We start from the raw sequence: 19488 nt of genomic DNA on the forward strand, positions 1-19488 counted from the left end.
AGCGTGAACCGAAAGGTAAACGACCTGGCTACCGAATTTCTTGACGACCATAGAGCATTGGAACCACCTGATCCCATCCCGAACTCAGCAGTGAAACGATGCATCGCCGATGGTAGTGTGGGGTTTCCCCATGTGAGAGTAGGTCATCGTCAAGATTAAATTCCGAAACCCCTATCTGCGTATGCAGGTAGGGGTTTTGTTTTGTCCGCAGGAAATCCGTCTTGTCGGGTTTCTATGCAACGGCTCGGGGCATGGCTATCATGCGGGCCTCATTGTGAGGCGAGACTTGCATGCTGACGTTGTTAAAGCTTCTTAAGGATGGCCGGTTCCATTCGGGCCAGGCCCTGGGTGTTGCCCTAGGTGTCAGTCGTAGTGCGGTGTGGAAGCAGCTTCAGCATTTAGAGGCTGAGCTCGGCTTGTCAATTCATAAGGTGCGCGGTCGCGGATATCAACTGGCGGCACCGCTGACGTTGCTTGATCCTGTCGCCATAAAAAACAATGCACCCACGTGTGACTGGCCAATTTTGGTCTTCGATTCAATAGACTCCACCAACGCTGAGGCCTTGCGGGCTATTGAGCGTGGCCAAGCTGCGCCATTTTTGGTGCTTGCCGAGCGTCAGACGGCTGGCCGCGGGCGGCGTGGTCGAAAATGGGTCAGTCCTTTTGCAGAAAACATCTATTACAGTCTGGTATTGCGTATTGAAGGCGGAATGCGGCAACTGGAAGGGTTGAGCCTTGTTGTCGGACTTGCGGTCATGCAGACCTTGCGAGCGCTCGGTGTTCCGGAAGTGGGATTAAAATGGCCCAACGATGTTTTGGTGGGGCAGAAAAAGATCGCCGGGATATTGCTCGAGTTGGTTGGCGATCCTGCGGATGTATGTCACGTGGTGTTGGGTGTTGGGATTAACGTCAACATGCAGATGGCGGATGAGGTTGATCAGTTGTGGACGTCAATGCGTCTGGAGTCAGGCAAGGTGTTTGATCGCAATTACCTGGTTTCGGAGTTGGGCTCGATGCTCCAGGCATACCTGGCTCGGCACCAGCTCGACGGATTTTCCTCGATCCAGTCAGAGTGGGAGCAAAACCACCTATGGCAGGGGCGGGCAGTGTCTCTGATTGCAGGCGTAAGCCAGATAGATGGTGAGGTATTGGGTATCGACAGTCAGGGGGCTTTGCGCTTGAAAGTGAATGGCGTTGAAAAAGTCTTTAGTGGCGGTGAGCTCAGTCTGAGGTTGCGCGATGATTCTTGAGCTCGACTGTGGAAATAGTTTTATCAAGTGGCGTGTGCTCTGTGCTGATGTCAGGCGGGTGTTTAGCGAGGGTGTAGTTGATTCGGATGACGCTTTGCTGGAGGTTTTGAGCAGGCTTGGTGGGCTCGCTCTTAGGCATTGTCGGTTGGTTAGCGTCAGAACAGCCGAAGAAACCGCTGCTTTAACTTCTATATTGACGCAAACTTTCGGTGTGGCCGTGGTGTGTGCGACACCTGCTCGCGAAATGGCTGGAGTGCGCAACGGATACGCCGAGTTTGAGCGGCTGGGGCTCGATCGCTGGCTTGCGATGCTTGGAGGGTACCATCTGGCTTCTGGTGCATGCCTGGTGCTTGATTTTGGTACGGCCGTGACTGCCGACTTCATTGCTCAGGATGGGGAGCACCTTGGCGGCTTTATTTGCCCTGGAATGCCCTTGATGCGCAACCAGCTGCGAACCCATACCCKCAGAATCCGATACGGTGACCTGGCTGCCGAGCTCGCGCTAGAGAGTCTCGCTCCTGGTCGTACAACCGTCGAAGCAGTTGAGCGAGGATGCTCTCTTATGTTGAGGGGGTTTGTCCTGACTCAGTTGGAGATGGCGCGTAGTTATTGGGGGGATGACTTTGTTGTGTTCCTCACCGGGGGGGATGCGACTCTGGTCTCCGGAATCGTGCCCGAGGCCAAGCTGGTTCCAGACCTGATTTTTGTAGGTTTAGCGATGGCGTGTCCATTGTCCTGAGGTTTTTATGCGTTGGTTGTTTCTGTTGCTGCTCGTTCTGAACGTCTTTTATTACATTTGGCATCAGCAAGAAGCCCCGCTACGGGCGAAAGATGTAACGCCTTTGAGCTTGTACCGGGGGGCGCAACAGGATATTCGCTTACTAAGCGAGGCAACTGATGCGACCCGTGACAAGGGAAAACCCGCAGTGGCGGGAAATGGCTGTCTCTATTTGGGGGGCTTTGTCCGTCAGGAGTCCGCTTTGGCGGCTGGGCGACGTCTGGGCGAGATCGGTGTCAGGTTCCAGACTCTGCCGAAAGATTCTGCCGAGTCGTCTGGTTACTGGGTGCGTATAGCGCCCGAAAGCCAGCGTTTACTGGATGATTTGCAGCTGATAAACCTTTCTAAAGAATTCAATGAGTTAAAACATAAAATAATGCCGTGCGAGGGGGTTGCACCGGCTGAATAGTTTGAATAGAATGGCGCCCGCTTCGCAGTGAAGACCTTTAACGGTCAACGGTGCGAAAGTGATGTCAACGCAGCTAAGCTCAGGTTTTTAATGAGAAAAATGCTTGACAGAAGGCTGGCATGATGTAGAATGCCGGCTCGCTTAGGAGGGGTTCCCGAGCGGCCAAAGGGATCAGACTGTAAATCTGACGTCTACGACTTCGAAGGTTCGAATCCTTCCCCCTCCACCATTTTTAGCGAGAGCTGCAAGCTCCGCGGGTATAGTTTAGTGGTAGAACCTCAGCCTTCCAAGCTGATGATGCGGGTTCGATTCCCGCTACCCGCTCCAAGTTTGCAGGTCCTGCACAGTGTTTCGCTCTTGTAGCTCAGTTGGTAGAGCACACCCTTGGTAAGGGTGAGGTCAGCGGTTCAAATCCGCTCAAGAGCTCCATATAACAAGGCAGATATGAAAATATCTGCCTTTGTTTTAATGGTTGATATTGGTTGTTCAATTCTTCTGTTGGGGGTTGTTTCGATGGCTAAGGAAAAGTTCGATCGTTCGCTGCCGCACGTCAACGTTGGTACTATTGGTCACGTTGATCATGGTAAAACCACTCTGACTGCTGCTCTGACTCGTGTTTGCTCCGAGGTTTTCGGTTCGGCTATCGTTGATTTCGATAAAATCGACAGCGCACCAGAAGAAAAGGCTCGTGGTATCACCATCAACACCGCACACGTCGAGTACAACTCGAAGATTCGTCACTACGCTCACGTTGACTGTCCGGGTCACGCTGACTACGTGAAGAACATGATTACTGGTGCTGCCCAGATGGATGGCGCGATCCTGGTTTGCTCGGCCGCTGATGGTCCGATGCCGCAAACCCGTGAGCACATCCTGCTGTCCCGTCAGGTAGGCGTTCCGTACATCGTGGTTTTCCTGAACAAGGCTGACCTGGTAGACGACGCTGAGCTGCTGGAGCTGGTTGAGATGGAAGTGCGCGATCTGCTGAGCACTTACGACTTTCCGGGCGACGACACTCCGATCATCATCGGTTCCGCTCGTATGGCTCTGGAAGGCAAAGACGACAACGAAATGGGCACCACTGCCGTTCGTAAACTGGTTGAAACTCTGGACAGCTACATCCCGGAGCCAGTTCGTCTGACTGACAAGCCGTTCCTGATGCCAATCGAAGACGTATTCTCGATCTCTGGTCGCGGTACTGTTGTGACTGGTCGTATCGAGCGCGGTATCGTTCGTGTTCAAGATCCACTGGAAATCGTTGGTCTGCGTGACACTACCGTCACCACCTGCACCGGTGTTGAAATGTTCCGTAAGCTGCTCGACGAAGGTCGTGCTGGCGAGAACTGCGGTGTGCTGCTGCGTGGTACCAAGCGTGACGACGTTGAGCGTGGCCAGGTTCTGGTTAAGCCGGGTTCGGTTAAGCCGCACACCAAGTTCACTGCAGAAGTTTACGTTCTGAGCAAGGAAGAAGGCGGTCGTCATACTCCGTTCTTCAAGGGCTACCGTCCGCAGTTCTACTTCCGTACGACTGACGTGACTGGTAACTGCGAGCTGCCAGAAGGCGTTGAAATGGTAATGCCAGGTGACAACATTCAGATGACTGTTACCCTGATCAAAACCATCGCGATGGAAGATGGTCTGCGTTTCGCTATCCGTGAAGGCGGTCGTACCGTCGGCGCTGGTGTCGTAGCCAAAATCATCGAGTAATTTGTTGTAATGTCTTTTTCGGGCCGGCATAATGGTCGGCCTGATTTTGTTTTAGGTCAGTAGCTCAATTGGCAGAGCGACGGTCTCCAAAACCGTAGGTTGGGGGTTCGATTCCCTCCTGACCTGCCAGATTCACTTGGTGTGTCTGGCTTTCTTTTCACAGGATCTTCATAGATGACTCCTAAAGCTGAAGCTCAAGGCTCTCGCTTCGATCTGCTCAAGTGGCTAGTAGTAGTCGCTTTGGTGGTTGTTGGCGTTGTTGGCAATCAGTATTACTCTGCTTCGCCGATCCTGTACCGCGTACTTGCATTGCTCGTCATTGCTGCTGTAGCTGCCTTTGTAGGCCTGCAGACAGTCAAGGGCAAGTCTTTCTTTGTACTGGTTAAGGAAGCTCGCACCGAGATTCGTAAAGTCGTATGGCCAACTCGCCAAGAAACCACGCAGACCACGTTGATTGTTGTGGCTGTCGTTCTGGTTATGGCGTTGCTGTTGTGGGGGCTCGATTCCCTGCTCGGCTGGCTTGTTTCCTTGATTGTCGGCTAAGGGTGTCCCGTGGCTAAGCGTTGGTACGTTGTGCATGCTTACTCCGGTTACGAGAAGCATGTCATGCGCTCGTTGGTAGAGCGCGTAAAGCTAGCTGGCATGGAAGATGGCTTTGGCGAAATTCTGGTTCCCACTGAAGAAGTGGTTGAAATGCGTAATGGCCAGAAACGCAAAAGCGAGCGTAAGTTCTTCCCTGGTTATGTGCTGGTACAGATGGACATGAATGAGGGTACTTGGCACTTGGTCAAGGATACTCCTCGGGTGATGGGCTTCATTGGCGGTACTGCCGATAAGCCAGCACCAATCACTGATAAAGAGGCAGAAGCAATTCTGCGTCGCGTTGCTGATGGTAGCGACAAGCCGAAGCCGAAGACGTTATTCGAGCCAGGTGAGTCGGTGCGTGTCAATGACGGACCGTTTGCTGATTTTACTGGCACGGTTGAAGAAGTTAACTACGAGAAGAGCCGGATCCAAGTGGCGGTGCTCATTTTCGGTCGCTCTACTCCGGTAGAGCTAGAGTTCAGCCAGGTCGAAAAAGTCTAGCTGAGCAAGCATCCCAACCCCGCAGCCATAGGCTGTGGGGTTTTGTCGTCACTGGGATAAACGCGCAAGTAACCGGGGAGCCTTTCGAGGCGTTTGAACCCGTAATTGGAGTGCCTCATGGCCAAGAAAATTACCGCTTACATCAAGCTGCAAGTGAAGGCCGCTCAGGCTAACCCAAGCCCACCTGTTGGTCCTGCTCTGGGTCAGCACGGCGTGAACATCATGGAATTCTGCAAGGCTTTCAACGCCCGTACTCAGGGTCTTGAGCCAGGTCTGCCGACTCCAGTGATCATCACTGTCTACAGCGACCGTAGCTTCACTTTTGAAACCAAGTCCACCCCTGCTTCGGTTCTGCTGAAGAAGGCTGCTGGTCTGACTAGCGGTTCCGCTCGTCCGAACACCGTTAAGGTTGGCACCGTGACTCGTGCTCAGCTGGAAGAAATCGCGAAAACCAAAAACGCGGATCTGACTGCAGCTGATATGGAAGCAGCCGTGCGTACTATCGCCGGTTCTGCTCGTAGCATGGGCCTTAACGTGGAGGGTGTGTAATGGCTAAGTTGACCAAGCGTCAAAAGGCTATCGCCGGCAAAATCGAAGCAGGCAAGTCCTACAACTTTGTAGACGCTGCTGCTCTGCTGGCTGAGCTGTCGACTGTCAAGTTCAGCGAGTCGTTCGACGTTGCTGTTAACCTGGGTGTTGACCCGCGTAAATCTGACCAGGTTGTTCGTAGCGCTACTGTGCTGCCACACGGCACTGGCAAGACCGTTCGCGTTGCTGTGTTCACCCAGGGTCCAGCCGCTGAGGCCGCTCTGGCTGCCGGCGCTGACCGTGTAGGTATGGACGACCTGGCTGCCGAAATGAAAGGCGGCGACCTGAACTATGACGTAGTTATCGCATCCCCGGATGCAATGCGCGTTGTTGGTCAGTTGGGTCAGATCCTCGGTCCACGCGGCCTGATGCCTAACCCTAAAGTCGGCACCGTAACTCCAGACGTAGCTACCGCGGTTAAAAACGCCAAGGCTGGTCAGGTTCGTTATCGCACCGACAAAAACGGCATCATCCACACTTCCGTTGGCAAGATCGGCTTCGACGCCGTCAAGCTGAAGGAAAACGTTGAAGCCCTGATCGCTGATCTGAAGCGTATCAAGCCAGCTTCCTCGAAAGGCATTTACGTCAAGCGCGTTACCCTGAGCACCACTATGGGCCCAGGTCTGGTCATCGACCAAAGCTCGCTCGACGCTTAAGACACAGGTTGGCGCAAGCGATTGCGCCAATTGAAAGATTGGGGTCCCTGCCTGGCGGGGGCTATCCAAGACCGTAGGCGACGCAAGTCTTAAACCTCAAGCCTACGCAGATGGTGCTCCCGGTTCCTTACCGAATCAGACACCAAAACGACATCCGGCTCCGGCCAGATGAAACGGTAACAAGCAGGAGTTAAACCCGTGGCAATTAAACTCGAAGACAAGAAGGCCATCGTCGCTGAAGTCAACGAGGCTGCCAAAGTCGCTCTGTCCGCTGTCGTGGTTGATGCCCGTGGCGTAACAGTAGGCGCAATGACCGGACTCCGTAAAGAGGCTCGTGAAGCTGGCGTTTACGTACGTGTTGTACGTAACACCCTGCTCAAGCGCGCTGTTGCTGACACTGAATACAGTGTTCTCAACGACGTGTTCACCGGCCCGACCCTGATTGCATTCTCGAACGAACATCCAGGCGCTGCTGCCCGTATCTTCAAAGAGTTTGCCAAGGGTCAGGACAAGTTCGAGATCAAGGCAGCTGCGTTCGAGGGCAAGTTCCTCGCAGCTAATCAGATCGACGTACTGGCAACTCTGCCGACCCGTGACGAAGCAATTTCCCAGCTGATGAGCGTGATTCAAGGCGCTACCAGCAAATTGGCTCGTACTCTGGCGGCAATTCGCGACCAGAAAGAAGCTGCTGCAGCCTAAGGCTCGTCAACTTCTCGCGTTTTTTGTTTATTTCGATGGTCGCGTAGGCCGTCCCCCAATTCAGGAATTGAGTCATGTCTCTGACTAACGAACAAATCATCGAAGCAATCGGCCAGAAATCCGTAGTGGAAATCGTTGAGCTGATTAAAGCGATGGAAGAAACCTTCGGTGTTACCGCTGCTGCTGCATCGGCTGGTCCAGCTGCTGCTGCCGCTGTTGTTGAAGAGCAAACCGAATTCAACGTCATGCTGCTGGAAGCTGGCGAGAAGAAAGTTAACGTGATCAAGGCAGTACGTGAACTGACCGGCCTGGGCTTGAAAGAAGCCAAGGCTGTAGTTGACGGCGCTCCTGCCATGGTTCTGGAAGCCGTTTCGAAAGATGCCGGTGACAAAGCCAAAGCTACTCTGGAAGAAGCAGGCGCTAAAGTCGAGCTGAAGTAAGCATCGACTTTGCTCCTCCAGCCCGAGCGTTAAGCGAAAGGCTGATGGCTGGTGGCTCTTGCCACCGGCCTTTTTCCGTTATTTGCAGCCGACTGGGTCGGTGCTGATAACGAGCTGTAACCACCCGATGTGGTGGCGCAAACCATGGGGTTTGCACGATTTTCTGGCTGCTCCCGTCGGGAGGGGCCAAACAAGCAGGTGACCAAGCTGGGGAACGCTGATGGCTTACTCATATACTGAGAAAAAACGTATCCGCAAGGACTTTAGCAAGTTGCCGGACGTCATGGATGTGCCGTACCTCCTGGCCATCCAGCTGGATTCGTATCGTGAATTCTTGCAAGCGGGAGCGACTAAAGATCAGTTCCGCGACGTGGGCCTGCATGCGGCCTTCAAATCCGTTTTCCCGATCATCAGCTACTCCGGCAATGCTGCGCTGGAGTACGTCGGTTATCGCCTGGGCGAACCGGCATTTGATGTCAAAGAATGCGTATTGCGCGGTGTAACTTACGCCGTACCTTTGCGGGTAAAAGTGCGCCTGATCATTTTCGACAAAGAATCGTCGAACAAAGCGATCAAGGACATTAAAGAGCAAGAAGTCTACATGGGTGAAATCCCCCTGATGACTGAGAACGGTACCTTCGTAATCAACGGTACCGAGCGTGTAATCGTTTCCCAGCTGCACCGTTCCCCGGGCGTGTTCTTCGACCACGACCGTGGCAAGACGCACAGCTCCGGTAAACTGCTGTACTCCGCACGCATCATTCCTTACCGCGGTTCGTGGTTGGACTTCGAGTTCGACCCGAAAGACTGCGTGTTCGTGCGTATTGACCGTCGTCGCAAGCTGCCTGCATCGGTATTGCTGCGCGCGCTGGGCTATACCACTGAAGAAGTGCTGGACGCGTTCTACACCACCAACGTCTTCCACGTGCAAGGTGAAAACCTCAGCCTGGAACTGGTGCCTCAGCGCCTGCGTGGTGAAATTGCTGTCCTGGATATCCTGGATGACAAAGGCAAGGTTATTGTCGAGCAAGGTCGTCGTATCACCGCTCGCCACATCAACCAGCTGGAAAAAGCAGGGATCAAAGAGCTGCAAGTGCCTCTGGACTACGTCCTGGGTCGCACTACCGCCAAGGTCATCGTGCATCCGGCAACCGGCGAAATCCTGGCAGAGTGCAACACCGAGCTGAACACCGAGATCCTGGCCAAAATCGCCAAGTCTCAGGTTGTTCGCATCGAAACTCTGTACACCAACGATATCGACTGCGGTCCGTTCGTCTCCGACACACTGAAGATCGACTCCACCAGCAACCAATTGGAAGCGCTGGTCGAGATCTATCGCATGATGCGTCCAGGCGAGCCGCCAACCAAAGACGCTGCCGAGACTCTGTTCAACAACCTGTTCTTCAGCCCTGAGCGCTATGACCTGTCTGCGGTCGGCCGGATGAAGTTCAACCGTCGTATCGGTCGTACCGAGATCGAAGGTTCGGGCGTGTTGTGCAAAGAAGACATCGTTGCGGTATTGAAGACTCTGGTCGACATCCGTAACGGTAAAGGCATCGTCGACGACATCGACCACCTGGGTAACCGTCGTGTTCGCTGCGTAGGCGAAATGGCCGAGAACCAGTTCCGCGTTGGCCTGGTACGTGTTGAGCGTGCGGTCAAAGAGCGTCTGTCGATGGCTGAAAGCGAAGGCCTGATGCCGCAAGACCTGATCAACGCCAAGCCAGTGGCAGCGGCAGTGAAAGAGTTCTTCGGTTCCAGCCAGCTGTCGCAGTTCATGGACCAGAACAACCCGCTGTCCGAGATCACCCATAAACGTCGTGTTTCTGCACTCGGCCCTGGCGGTTTGACTCGTGAGCGTGCTGGCTTTGAAGTTCGTGACGTACACCCGACTCACTACGGTCGTGTATGCCCGATTGAAACGCCGGAAGGTCCGAACATCGGTCTGATCAACTCCCTGGCCGCTTATGCGCGCACCAACCAGTATGGTTTCCTCGAGAGCCCGTACCGTGTGGTGAAAGACGCTCTGGTCACCGACGAGATCGTGTTCCTGTCCGCCATCGAAGAAGCTGATCACGTGATCGCTCAGGCTTCGGCCACGATGAACGACAAGAAAGTCTTGATCGACGAGCTGGTAGCTGTTCGTCACTTGAACGAGTTCACCGTCAAGGCGCCGGAAGACGTCACCTTGATGGACGTATCGCCGAAACAGGTAGTTTCGGTTGCAGCGTCGCTGATCCCGTTCCTCGAGCACGACGACGCCAACCGTGCGTTGATGGGTTCGAACATGCAGCGTCAAGCTGTACCAACCCTGCGCGCTGACAAGCCGCTGGTCGGTACCGGCATGGAGCGTAACGTAGCCCGTGACTCCGGCGTTTGCGTCGTGGCTCGTCGTGGTGGCGTTATCGATTCCGTCGACGCCAGCCGTATCGTGGTTCGTGTCGCTGATGACGAAGTTGAAACCGGCGAAGCTGGTGTCGACATCTACAACCTGACCAAATACACCCGCTCCAACCAGAACACCTGCATCAACCAGCGTCCGCTGGTGCGTAAAGGTGATCGGGTTCAGCGCAGCGACATCATGGCTGACGGTCCGTCCACCGATATGGGTGAACTGGCACTGGGTCAGAACATGCGCATCGCGTTCATGGCATGGAACGGCTTCAACTTCGAAGACTCCATCTGCCTGTCCGAGCGTGTGGTTCAGGAAGATCGCTTCACCACGATCCACATTCAGGAACTGACCTGTGTGGCACGTGACACCAAGCTTGGGCCAGAGGAAATCACTGCAGACATCCCGAACGTGGGTGAAGCTGCACTGAACAAGCTGGACGAAGCCGGTATCGTTTACGTAGGTGCTGAAGTTGGCGCAGGCGACATTCTGGTCGGTAAGGTCACTCCGAAAGGCGAGACCCAACTGACTCCGGAAGAGAAGCTGTTGCGTGCCATCTTCGGTGAAAAAGCCAGCGACGTTAAAGACACCTCCCTGCGCGTGCCTACCGGCACCAAGGGTACCGTCATCGACGTACAGGTCTTCACCCGTGACGGCGTTGAGCGTGATGCTCGTGCACTGTCGATCGAGAAGACTCAACTCGACGAGATCCGCAAGGACCTGAACGAAGAGTTCCGTATCGTTGAAGGCGCAACTTTCGAACGTCTGCGTTCCGCTCTGGTCGGCCACAAAGCCGAAGGCGGCGCCGGTCTGAAGAAAGGTCAGGACATCACCGACGAAGTTCTCGACGGTCTTGAGCATGGTCAGTGGTTCAAACTGCGCATGGCTGAAGATGCTCTGAACGAGCAGCTCGAGAAGGCTCAGGCCTACATCGTTGATCGTCGCCGTCTGCTGGACGACAAGTTCGAAGACAAGAAGCGCAAACTGCAGCAGGGCKATGACCTGGCTCCAGGCGTGCTGAAAATCGTCAAGGTTTACCTGGCAATCCGTCGCCGCATCCAGCCGGGCGACAAGATGGCCGGTCGTCACGGTAACAAAGGTGTGGTCTCCGTGATCATGCCGGTTGAAGACATGCCGCACGATGCCAATGGCACCCCGGTCGACGTCGTCCTCAACCCGTTGGGCGTACCTTCGCGTATGAACGTTGGTCAGATCCTTGAAACCCACCTCGGCCTCGCGGCCAAAGGTCTGGGCGAGAAGATCAACCGGATGATCGAAGAACAGCGCAAAGTTGCTGAACTTCGTACCTTCCTGGACGAGATCTACAACCAGATCGGCGGTCGTAACGAAGATCTGGATAGCTTCTCCGACCAGGAAATCCTGGATCTGGCGAAGAACCTGCGTGGCGGCGTTCCAATGGCCACTCCAGTGTTCGACGGCGCCAAGGAAAGCGAAATCAAGGCCATGCTGAAACTGGCAGACCTGCCAGAAAGCGGCCAGATGCAGCTGACCGACGGCCGTACCGGCAACAAGTTCGAGCGCCCGGTTACTGTTGGCTACATGTACATGCTGAAGCTGAACCACTTGGTAGACGACAAGATGCACGCTCGTTCTACCGGTTCGTACAGCCTGGTTACCCAGCAGCCGCTGGGTGGTAAGGCACAGTTCGGTGGTCAGCGTTTCGGGGAGATGGAGGTCTGGGCACTGGAAGCATACGGTGCCGCTTACACTCTGCAAGAAATGCTCACAGTGAAGTCGGACGATGTGAACGGCCGTACCAAGATGTACAAAAACATCGTGGATGGCGATCACCGTATGGAGCCGGGCATGCCCGAGTCCTTCAACGTGTTGATCAAGGAAATTCGTTCCCTCGGCATCGATATCGATCTGGAAACCGAATAACACGTGACGCGAATCGAGAGCGGGGCAGGATTGCCCGCTCTCTGCTCCGCCAGGAGGAAAGGCCTTGAAAGACCTACTGAATTTGCTGAAAAACCAGGGTCAAGTCGAAGAGTTCGACGCCATCCGTATTGGATTGGCATCGCCTGAGATGATCCGTTCGTGGTCGTTCGGTGAAGTTAAAAAGCCGGAAACCATCAACTACCGTACGTTCAAACCTGAGCGTGACGGCCTGTTCTGCGCCAAGATCTTTGGCCCGGTAAAGGATTACGAGTGCCTGTGCGGTAAGTACAAGCGCTTGAAGCACCGCGGCGTGATCTGCGAGAAGTGCGGCGTTGAAGTCGCGCTGGCTAAAGTTCGTCGTGAGCGTATGGCGCACATCGAACTGGCCTCGCCAGTTGCTCACATCTGGTTCCTGAAATCGCTGCCGTCGCGTATCGGCTTGCTGATGGACATGACCCTGCGTGATATCGAACGCGTTCTCTACTTCGAGAGCTATGTCGTTATCGATCCAGGCATGACTACCCTTGAAAAAGGTCAGCTGCTCAACGACGAGCAGTACTTCGAAGCGCTGGAAGAGTTCGGTGACGATTTCGATGCCCGCATGGGTGCCGAAGCTGTCCGTGAACTGCTGCACGCTATCGACCTGGAACACGAGATTGGCCGTCTGCGTGAAGAAATTCCGCAAACCAACTCTGAAACCAAAATCAAGAAGCTGTCCAAGCGTCTGAAGTTGATGGAAGCCTTCCAGGGTTCCGGCAACCTTCCAGAATGGATGGTGCTGACCGTTCTGCCGGTTCTGCCGCCAGATCTGCGTCCACTGGTCCCGCTGGATGGCGGTCGCTTTGCGACTTCCGACCTCAACGATCTGTATCGTCGAGTGATCAACCGTAACAACCGCTTGAAGCGTCTGCTCGATCTGTCCGCTCCGGACATCATCGTGCGCAACGAAAAGCGTATGTTGCAGGAAGCCGTCGACGCACTGCTCGACAACGGTCGTCGTGGCCGCGCTATCACGGGTTCCAACAAGCGTCCTCTGAAATCCTTGGCTGACATGATCAAGGGTAAGCAAGGTCGTTTCCGTCAGAACTTGCTCGGTAAGCGTGTTGACTACTCCGGTCGTTCGGTAATTACCGTAGGTCCGACCCTGCGTCTGCACCAGTGCGGTCTGCCGAAGAAAATGGCTCTCGAGCTGTTCAAGCCGTTCATTTTCGGCAAGCTGGAAATGCGTGGTCTCGCTACCACCATCAAAGCTGCCAAGAAGATGGTCGAGCGCGAGCTGCCGGAAGTTTGGGACGTTCTCGCTGAAGTCATCCGCGAACACCCGGTTCTCCTCAACCGTGCACCGACCCTTCACCGTCTGGGTATCCAGGCGTTTGAACCGGTACTGATCGAAGGTAAGGCTATCCAGCTGCACCCTCTGGTCTGTGCTGCGTACAACGCCGACTTCGACGGCGACCAAATGGCCGTGCACGTACCGCTGACACTGGAAGCCCAGTTGGAAGCGCGTGCGTTGATGATGTCGACCAACAACATTCTGTCGCCAGCCAACGGTGAGCCAATCATCGTTCCGTCGCAGGACGTTGTATTGGGTCTGTACTACATGACTCGTGAAGCGATCAACGCCAAGGGCGAAGGTCGTGTGTTCGCGGATCTGCAAGAAGTTGACCGTGTGTTCCGTGCCGGCGAAGCCGCACTGCACGCTAAAGTCAAAGTGCGGATTAACGAAACCGTTAACGATCGTGATGGTGGCAGCGTCAAGAACACCCGTATCGTCGACACCACTGTCGGCCGTGCGCTGTTGTTCCAGGTTGTTCCACCTGGCCTGTCGTATGACGTCGTCAACCAGCCGATGAAGAAAAAAGCGATCTCCAAGCTGATCAACCAGTGCTACCGCGTGGTTGGTTTGAAAGAGACCGTGATCTTCGCTGACCAGTTGATGTACACCGGTTTTGCTTATTCGACCATCTCCGGCGTTTCCATCGGTGTTAACGACTTCGTTATCCCGGATGAAAAAGCCCGCATCATCAATGCTGCTACTGATGAAGTGAAAGAGATCGAAAGTCAGTACGCCTCCGGCCTGGTAACCCAGGGCGAGAAGTACAACAAAGTGATCGACCTTTGGTCCAAGGCGAACGACGAAGTTTCCAAGGCAATGATGGCCAACCTCTCGAAAGAGAAAGTCATCGACCGCCATGGCGTCGAAGTCGACCAAGAGTCTTTCAACTCGATGTACATGATGGCCGACTCGGGTGCACGGGGTTCTGCTGCGCAGATCCGTCAGCTCGCCGGTATGCGTGGCCTGATGGCCAAGCCGGACGGTTCCATCATCGAAACGCCGATTACTGCGAACTTCCGTGAAGGTTTGAGCGTACTTCAGTACTTCATCTCGACTCACGGTGCTCGTAAAGGTTTGGCGGATACCGCGTTGAAAACTGCGAACTCCGGTTACCTGACTCGTCGTCTGGTAGACGTGGCGCAGGATCTGGTTGTGACCGAGATCGATTGCGGCACCGAGCATGGCCTGGTAATGACTCCGCACATTGAAGGCGGTGACGTTGTTGAGCCGCTGGGTGAGCGCGTATTGGGTCGTGTTATTGCCCGTGACGTGTTCAAGCCAGGTACCGAAGAAATCATCGTTCCTGCCGGCACACTGGTAGACGAGAAGTGGGTCGAGTTCATCGAGCTGAACAGCATCGATGAAGTGATCGTGCGTTCGCCGATCAGCTGCGAAACCCGCTACGGCATTTGCGCCAAGTGCTACGGCCGTGACCTGGCTCGTGGTCACCAGGTGAACATCGGTGAAGCGGTCGGCGTTATTGCTGCCCAGTCCATCGGTGAGCCGGGTACCCAGCTGACCATGCGTACGTTCCACATCGGTGGTGCGGCAAGCCGGACCTCCGCAGCTGACAGCGTTCAGGTGAAGAATGGCGGTACCGTCCGTCTGCACAACCTGAAGCACGTTGAGCGAGTGGATGGTTGCCTGGTTGCTGTGTCCCGTTCGGGTGAGCTGGCAATCGCTGATGACTTCGGTCGTGAGCGCGAGCGTTACAAGCTGCCGTACGGTGCTGTGATTTCGGTTAAAGAAGGTGACAAGGTCGACGCTGGCGCAATCGTGGCCAAGTGGGATCCGCACACTCACCCAATCGTTACCGAAATGAAAGGTACTGTGACCTACGTGGGCATGGAAGAAGGCATCACGATCAAGCGTCAGACTGACGAATTGACCGGTATGACCAACATTGAAGTACTCGACGCCAAAGACCGTCCAGCTGCCGGTAAAGATATCCGTCCTGCTGTGAAGATGGTTGATGACAACGGCAAGGATCTCTTGCTGCCGGGTACTGACGTAATTGCTCAGTACTTCCTGCCTGCTAACGCCCTGGTTGGTGTAGCGGATGGCGCGAAGATTGCGATCGGTGATGTTATCGCTCGTATCCCGCAAGAGACTTCGAAGACCCGTGACATCACCGGTGGTCTGCCACGTGTTGCCGACTTGTTCGAAGCACGTCGTCCGAAAGAAGCCTCGATTCTGGCTGAAGTCAGCGGCACCATCGCGTTCGGTAAAGAGACCAAAGGCAAGCGCCGTCTGGTTATCACTCCGAACGACGGCACCGATCCGTACGAAGAGCTGATTCCGAAGTGGCGTCACCTGAACGTCTTCGAAGGCGAACAGGTAAACCGCGGCGAAGTTATCTCCGACGGCCCGAGCGATCCACACGACATCCTGCGTCTGCTGGGTGTGAGTGCGCTGGCCAAGTACATCGTGAACGAGATCCAGGACGTTTATCGTCTGCAAGGCGTGAAGATCAACGACAAGCACATCGAGACCATCCTGCGTCAGATGTTGCGTAAGGTTGAAATCGCTGAATCCGGCGACTCGACTTTCATCAAGGGCGACCAGATGGAGTTGACTCACGTTCTGGTAGAGAACGAGCGTCTGGCGGGCGACGAGAAATTCGTTTCCAAGTTCACTCGCGTGTTGCTGGGTATCACCAAGGCGTCGTTGTCCACCGAATCGTTCATCTCGGCGGCTTCCTTCCAGGAAACCACCCGAGTACTGACCGAGGCGGCGGTAACCGGCAAGCGCGATTACCTGCGCGGCCTGAAAGAAAACGTGGTCGTGGGTCGTCTGATCCCGGCCGGTACCGGTCTGGCTTATCACAGCGAGCGTAAGCGTCGCCGTGATGCTGACAAACCGTTGCGCGTAAGCGCCAGTGAAGTGGAAGCTGCACTGACCGAAGCGCTGAACTCTAGCGGTAACTGAGTTCTGCGATAAATGAGCGTAAGGCCCTGACCGCTCCGTTCATCGAATCGAGACAATTTGTCGAGGTTGGATGGGTGGAGAGGTCGGGGCCTTGCCTTGACTGGGGGCAAGATCCTCTTTAGACTCTTGTACCCCTAAATTTGGCGGGAATTCGTTCCTGCCATTTTGCTTTTCTTGCAAGACAATAGCGTCGCAAGACAACAGTGGAGCTAGTAGATGGCAACTATCAACCAGCTGGTACGTCAGCCGCGTAAGCGTATCGTCGAGAAATCCGACGTACCTGCGCTGCAGAACTGCCCGCAACGTCGTGGCGTATGCACCCGTGTGTATACCACCACGCCGAAAAAACCTAACTCGGCACTGCGTAAAGTATGCCGTGTGCGTCTGACCAACGGTTTCGAGGTTTCCTCGTACATCGGCGGTGAAGGCCACAACCTGCAAGAGCACAGCGTGGTACTGATCCGCGGCGGTCGTGTAAAAGACTTGCCAGGTGTTCGTTACCACACCGTACGCGGTTCTTTGGATACTTCCGGCGTTAAAGGTCGTAACCAGGGTCGTTCGAAGTACGGTACCAAGAAGCCTAAGTAGTAGCGGCTTTTTGTAAAAACTGATTTTCTATTTTTCTGAGTCGATAAGAGTAAGGTCGGAGGCGTCCCGMAAGGGCACCGATTCCGAGCGAACCTGAAGACCGTTTGAGGGCTTATCCATGCCAAGAAGACGCGTAGCAGCCAAGCGCGAAGTGCTTGACGATCCAAAGTACGGCAGCCAGATCCTGGCCAAGTTCATGAACCACGTAATGGAAAGCGGCAAGAAAGCCGTTGCCGAACGTATCGTTTATGGCGCGCTGGAAAAAGTTAAAGAACGCAAGAACAGCGATCCCCTGGAAATCTTCGAGAAAGCTCTCGACGCCATCGCTCCGCTGGTCGAAGTAAAGTCGCGCCGTGTAGGCGGTGCTACTTACCAGGTTCCGGTCGAAGTTCGTCCGTCCCGTCGTAACGCTCTGGCAATGCGCTGGTTGGTAGACTTCGCCCGCAAGCGCGGCGAGAAGTCTATGGCTCTGCGTTTGGCTGGCGAACTGTTGGACGCCGCTGAAGGTAAAGGTGCTGCAGTTAAGAAGCGTGAAGACGTGCACCGTATGGCTGAAGCCAACAAGGCTTTCTCGCACTACCGCTTCTAATTTTAGCGTCACTAATTTTGCGAGGGCTTTATGGCTCGTACAACACCGATTAATCGCTACCGTAACATTGGTATCGTTGCACACGTGGATGCTGGTAAAACCACCACCACCGAGCGCGTCCTTTTTTACACTGGCAAAAGTCACAAGATGGGCGAGGTGCATGACGGCGCCGCGACCACAGACTGGATGGTGCAGGAGCAGGAGCGTGGTATTACCATTACTTCTGCTGCTATTACCGCCTTCTGGCAGGGTTCCGAGAAGCAGCACAAGGACCAATACCGTTTTAACGTCATCGACACCCCGGGCCACGTAGACTTCACTATTGAAGTTGAGCGTTCCCTGCGTGTTCTCGACGGCGCGGTCGTTGTGTTCTGCGGTACCTCGGGTGTTGAGCCTCAGTCGGAAACCGTATGGCGTCAAGCCAACAAGTATGGTGTTCCACGTCTTGTTTACGTAAACAAGATGGACCGTGCTGGTGCGAACTTCCTGCGCGTGATCGGTCAGATCAAGCAGCGTCTGGGTCATACCCCGGTGCCGATCCAGTTGGCTATCGGTTCCGAAGACAATTTCCAGGGTCAGATCGATCTGTTGGCCATGGAAGCTGTTTACTGGAACGATGCTGACAAAGGCATGGTTCCACGTCGCGAGCCTATCCCTGCTGAACTGCAGGAACTGGCTAACGAGTGGCGCGGCAACATGGTTGAGGCTGCTGCCGAAGCCAGCGAAGAGCTGATGAACAAGTACCTCGAAGGTGAAGAGCTCACCAACGCGGAAATCAAGGCCGCTCTGCGTCAGCGTACTATCGCTGGTGAGATCGTTCTGGCTGTTTGCGGTTCTTCCTTCAAGAACAAGGGTGTTCCCCTGGTTCTCGACGCCGTTATCGACTACCTGCCTGCTCCTACCGACATTCCTGCCATCAAGGGTACTGACCCGGATGACGAGACCAAGGAAATGGAGCGTCACGCAGACGACAGCGAGCCGTTCTCGGCTCTGGCGTTCAAGATCGCTACCGACCCATTCGTGGGTACCTTGACCTTTGTTCGAGTTTACTCGGGCGTGTTGGCCTCCGGCGACGGCGTGATCAACTCGGTTAAAGGCAAGAAAGAGCGCGTGGGTCGTATGGTGCAAATGCACGCAAACGCCCGTGAAGAAATCAAGGAAGTACGCGCTGGTGACATCGCGGCCTTGATCGGCATGAAGGACGTCACCACTGGTGAGACTTTGTGCAACGCTGACAAGCCAATCATCCTGGTTCGCATGGACTTCCCGGAGCCGGTTATTTCGGTTGCCGTAGAGCCTAAGACCAAGGATGACCAGGAAAAAATGGGTATCGCTCTGGGCAAGCTTGCTCAGGAAGATCCATCTTTCCGCGTCAAAACCGATGAAGAGACTGGTCAAACGATCATCTCCGGCATGGGCGAGCTGCACCTGGACATCCTGGTTGACCGGATGCGCCGTGAGTTCAACGTCGAAGCCAACATTGGTAAGCCTCAGGTTTCCTATCGTGAGCGCATCACGAAGAACTGTGAAATCGAAGGCAAATTCGTTCGTCAATCCGGCGGTCGTGGCCAGTTCGGCCATTGCTGGATTCGTTTTGCTCCTGCTGACGAAGGTCAGGAAGGTCTGCAATTCGTGAACGAAGTCGTGGGTGGTGTGGTTCCTAAGGAATACATCCCGGCGATCCAGAAGGGTATCGAAGAGCAGATGAAGAACGGCGTTGTTGCCGGCTATCCGCTGATCGGCCTGAAGGCTACCGTGTTTGATGGTTCTTACCATGACGTCGACTCCAACGAGATGGCGTTTAAGGTGGCTGCTTCCATGGCGACCAAGCAACTGGCCCAGAAGGGCGGTGGTGAGTTGCTTGAGCCGATCATGGCGGTAGAGGTTGTTACGCCTGAAGACTATATGGGTGACGTGATGGGCGACCTTAACCGTCGTCGCGGCATGATTTTGGGTATGGAAGACACGGTCTCCGGCAAAGTAATTCGCGCCGAAGTTCCGCTGGGCGAGATGTTCGGTTATGCGACCGACGTTCGTTCCATGTCCCAGGGTCGCGCAAGCTACTCTATGGAATTCAAAAAATACAATACGGCTCCGTCGCACATCGTCGAAACCGTTACCAAAAAACAAGGCTGATTCA

At 54.8% G+C, this 19488-nt stretch carries 15 protein-coding genes, 4 tRNA genes and 1 rRNA gene; all 20 read left to right on the forward strand.

Annotation, left to right across the window (positions count from 1 at the left end):
* Window positions 1-39: 39 nt before the first annotated feature.
* A 5S ribosomal RNA gene (rrf, locus tag AC1DWM_RS21425) occupies window positions 40-155 on the forward strand.
* Window positions 156-290: 135 nt separating this feature from the next.
* On the forward strand, window positions 291-1250 hold the full coding sequence (birA, locus tag AC1DWM_RS21430; protein ID WP_223521823.1) for a bifunctional biotin--[acetyl-CoA-carboxylase] ligase/biotin operon repressor BirA: 960 nt from the start codon (window positions 291-293) through the stop codon (window positions 1248-1250).
* Entirely contained in the window at window positions 1240-1989 is a 750-nt protein-coding gene (locus AC1DWM_RS21435) for a pantothenate kinase (protein WP_477796064.1), read from the forward strand. The genes birA and AC1DWM_RS21435 overlap by 11 nt, the downstream gene beginning before the upstream one ends.
* Window positions 1990-1996: 7 nt before the next feature.
* Window positions 1997-2437, forward strand: a complete 441-nt coding sequence (locus tag AC1DWM_RS21440; RefSeq protein WP_223521826.1) for a hypothetical protein — start codon at window positions 1997-1999, stop codon at window positions 2435-2437.
* 144 nt (window positions 2438-2581) lie between these two features.
* Window positions 2582-2666: transfer RNA gene (locus tag AC1DWM_RS21445), tRNA-Tyr, on the forward strand.
* Between the two features lie 24 nt (window positions 2667-2690).
* Window positions 2691-2764 (forward strand) — tRNA-Gly (locus AC1DWM_RS21450).
* Between the two features lie 26 nt (window positions 2765-2790).
* A tRNA-Thr gene (locus AC1DWM_RS21455) sits at window positions 2791-2866 on the forward strand.
* An 84-nt stretch (window positions 2867-2950) separates the two neighbouring features.
* The gene (gene tuf, locus AC1DWM_RS21460; protein WP_027924378.1) at window positions 2951-4144 is read left to right on the forward strand and encodes an elongation factor Tu; all 1194 of its coding nucleotides are present in this window, start codon (window positions 2951-2953) and stop codon (window positions 4142-4144) included.
* Window positions 4145-4197: 53 nt separating this feature from the next.
* Window positions 4198-4273: transfer RNA gene (locus tag AC1DWM_RS21465), tRNA-Trp, on the forward strand.
* A gap of 45 nt (window positions 4274-4318) precedes the next feature.
* Window positions 4319-4687 carry a preprotein translocase subunit SecE gene (gene secE, locus AC1DWM_RS21470; protein WP_007896620.1) on the forward strand — a complete coding sequence of 123 codons (369 nt, stop codon included), beginning with the start codon at window positions 4319-4321 and terminating at the stop codon, window positions 4685-4687.
* Window positions 4688-4696: 9 nt separating this feature from the next.
* Window positions 4697-5230: a transcription termination/antitermination protein NusG gene (gene nusG, locus AC1DWM_RS21475; protein ID WP_007896622.1), complete on the forward strand. Its 534-nt coding sequence runs from the start codon at window positions 4697-4699 to the stop codon at window positions 5228-5230.
* Window positions 5231-5347: 117 nt separating this feature from the next.
* Complete coding sequence (gene rplK, locus AC1DWM_RS21480) at window positions 5348-5779, forward strand: 50S ribosomal protein L11 (RefSeq protein WP_007933726.1); 432 nt, start codon at window positions 5348-5350, stop codon at window positions 5777-5779.
* Window positions 5779-6474: a 50S ribosomal protein L1 gene (rplA, locus tag AC1DWM_RS21485; protein ID WP_008041297.1), complete on the forward strand. Its 696-nt coding sequence runs from the start codon at window positions 5779-5781 to the stop codon at window positions 6472-6474. Before rplK ends, rplA begins: the two co-directional genes overlap by 1 nt.
* A 198-nt stretch (window positions 6475-6672) precedes the next feature.
* A complete protein-coding gene (rplJ, locus tag AC1DWM_RS21490; protein ID WP_038981297.1) occupies window positions 6673-7173 on the forward strand; it encodes a 50S ribosomal protein L10 in 501 nt (166 codons plus the stop codon).
* A 74-nt stretch (window positions 7174-7247) separates the two neighbouring features.
* Entirely contained in the window at window positions 7248-7613 is a 366-nt protein-coding gene (rplL, locus tag AC1DWM_RS21495) for a 50S ribosomal protein L7/L12 (protein WP_223521827.1), read from the forward strand.
* A gap of 220 nt (window positions 7614-7833) precedes the next feature.
* A complete protein-coding gene (rpoB, locus tag AC1DWM_RS21500) occupies window positions 7834-11907 on the forward strand; it encodes a DNA-directed RNA polymerase subunit beta (RefSeq protein ID WP_477796065.1) in 4074 nt (1357 codons plus the stop codon).
* Between the two features lie 64 nt (window positions 11908-11971).
* A complete protein-coding gene (gene rpoC / locus AC1DWM_RS21505; protein ID WP_008145492.1) occupies window positions 11972-16171 on the forward strand; it encodes a DNA-directed RNA polymerase subunit beta' in 4200 nt (1399 codons plus the stop codon).
* A 216-nt stretch (window positions 16172-16387) separates the two neighbouring features.
* Entirely contained in the window at window positions 16388-16759 is a 372-nt protein-coding gene (gene rpsL / locus AC1DWM_RS21510) for a 30S ribosomal protein S12 (RefSeq protein WP_002555494.1), read from the forward strand.
* A 118-nt stretch (window positions 16760-16877) separates the two neighbouring features.
* Complete coding sequence (rpsG, locus tag AC1DWM_RS21515) at window positions 16878-17348, forward strand: 30S ribosomal protein S7 (RefSeq protein ID WP_002555493.1); 471 nt, start codon at window positions 16878-16880, stop codon at window positions 17346-17348.
* Between the two features lie 30 nt (window positions 17349-17378).
* The gene (gene fusA / locus AC1DWM_RS21520; protein ID WP_223521829.1) at window positions 17379-19484 is read left to right on the forward strand and encodes an elongation factor G; all 2106 of its coding nucleotides are present in this window, start codon (window positions 17379-17381) and stop codon (window positions 19482-19484) included.
* Window positions 19485-19488 lie beyond the last annotated feature (4 nt).

This window comes from Pseudomonas sp. P4_C8 (assembly GCF_056401975.1).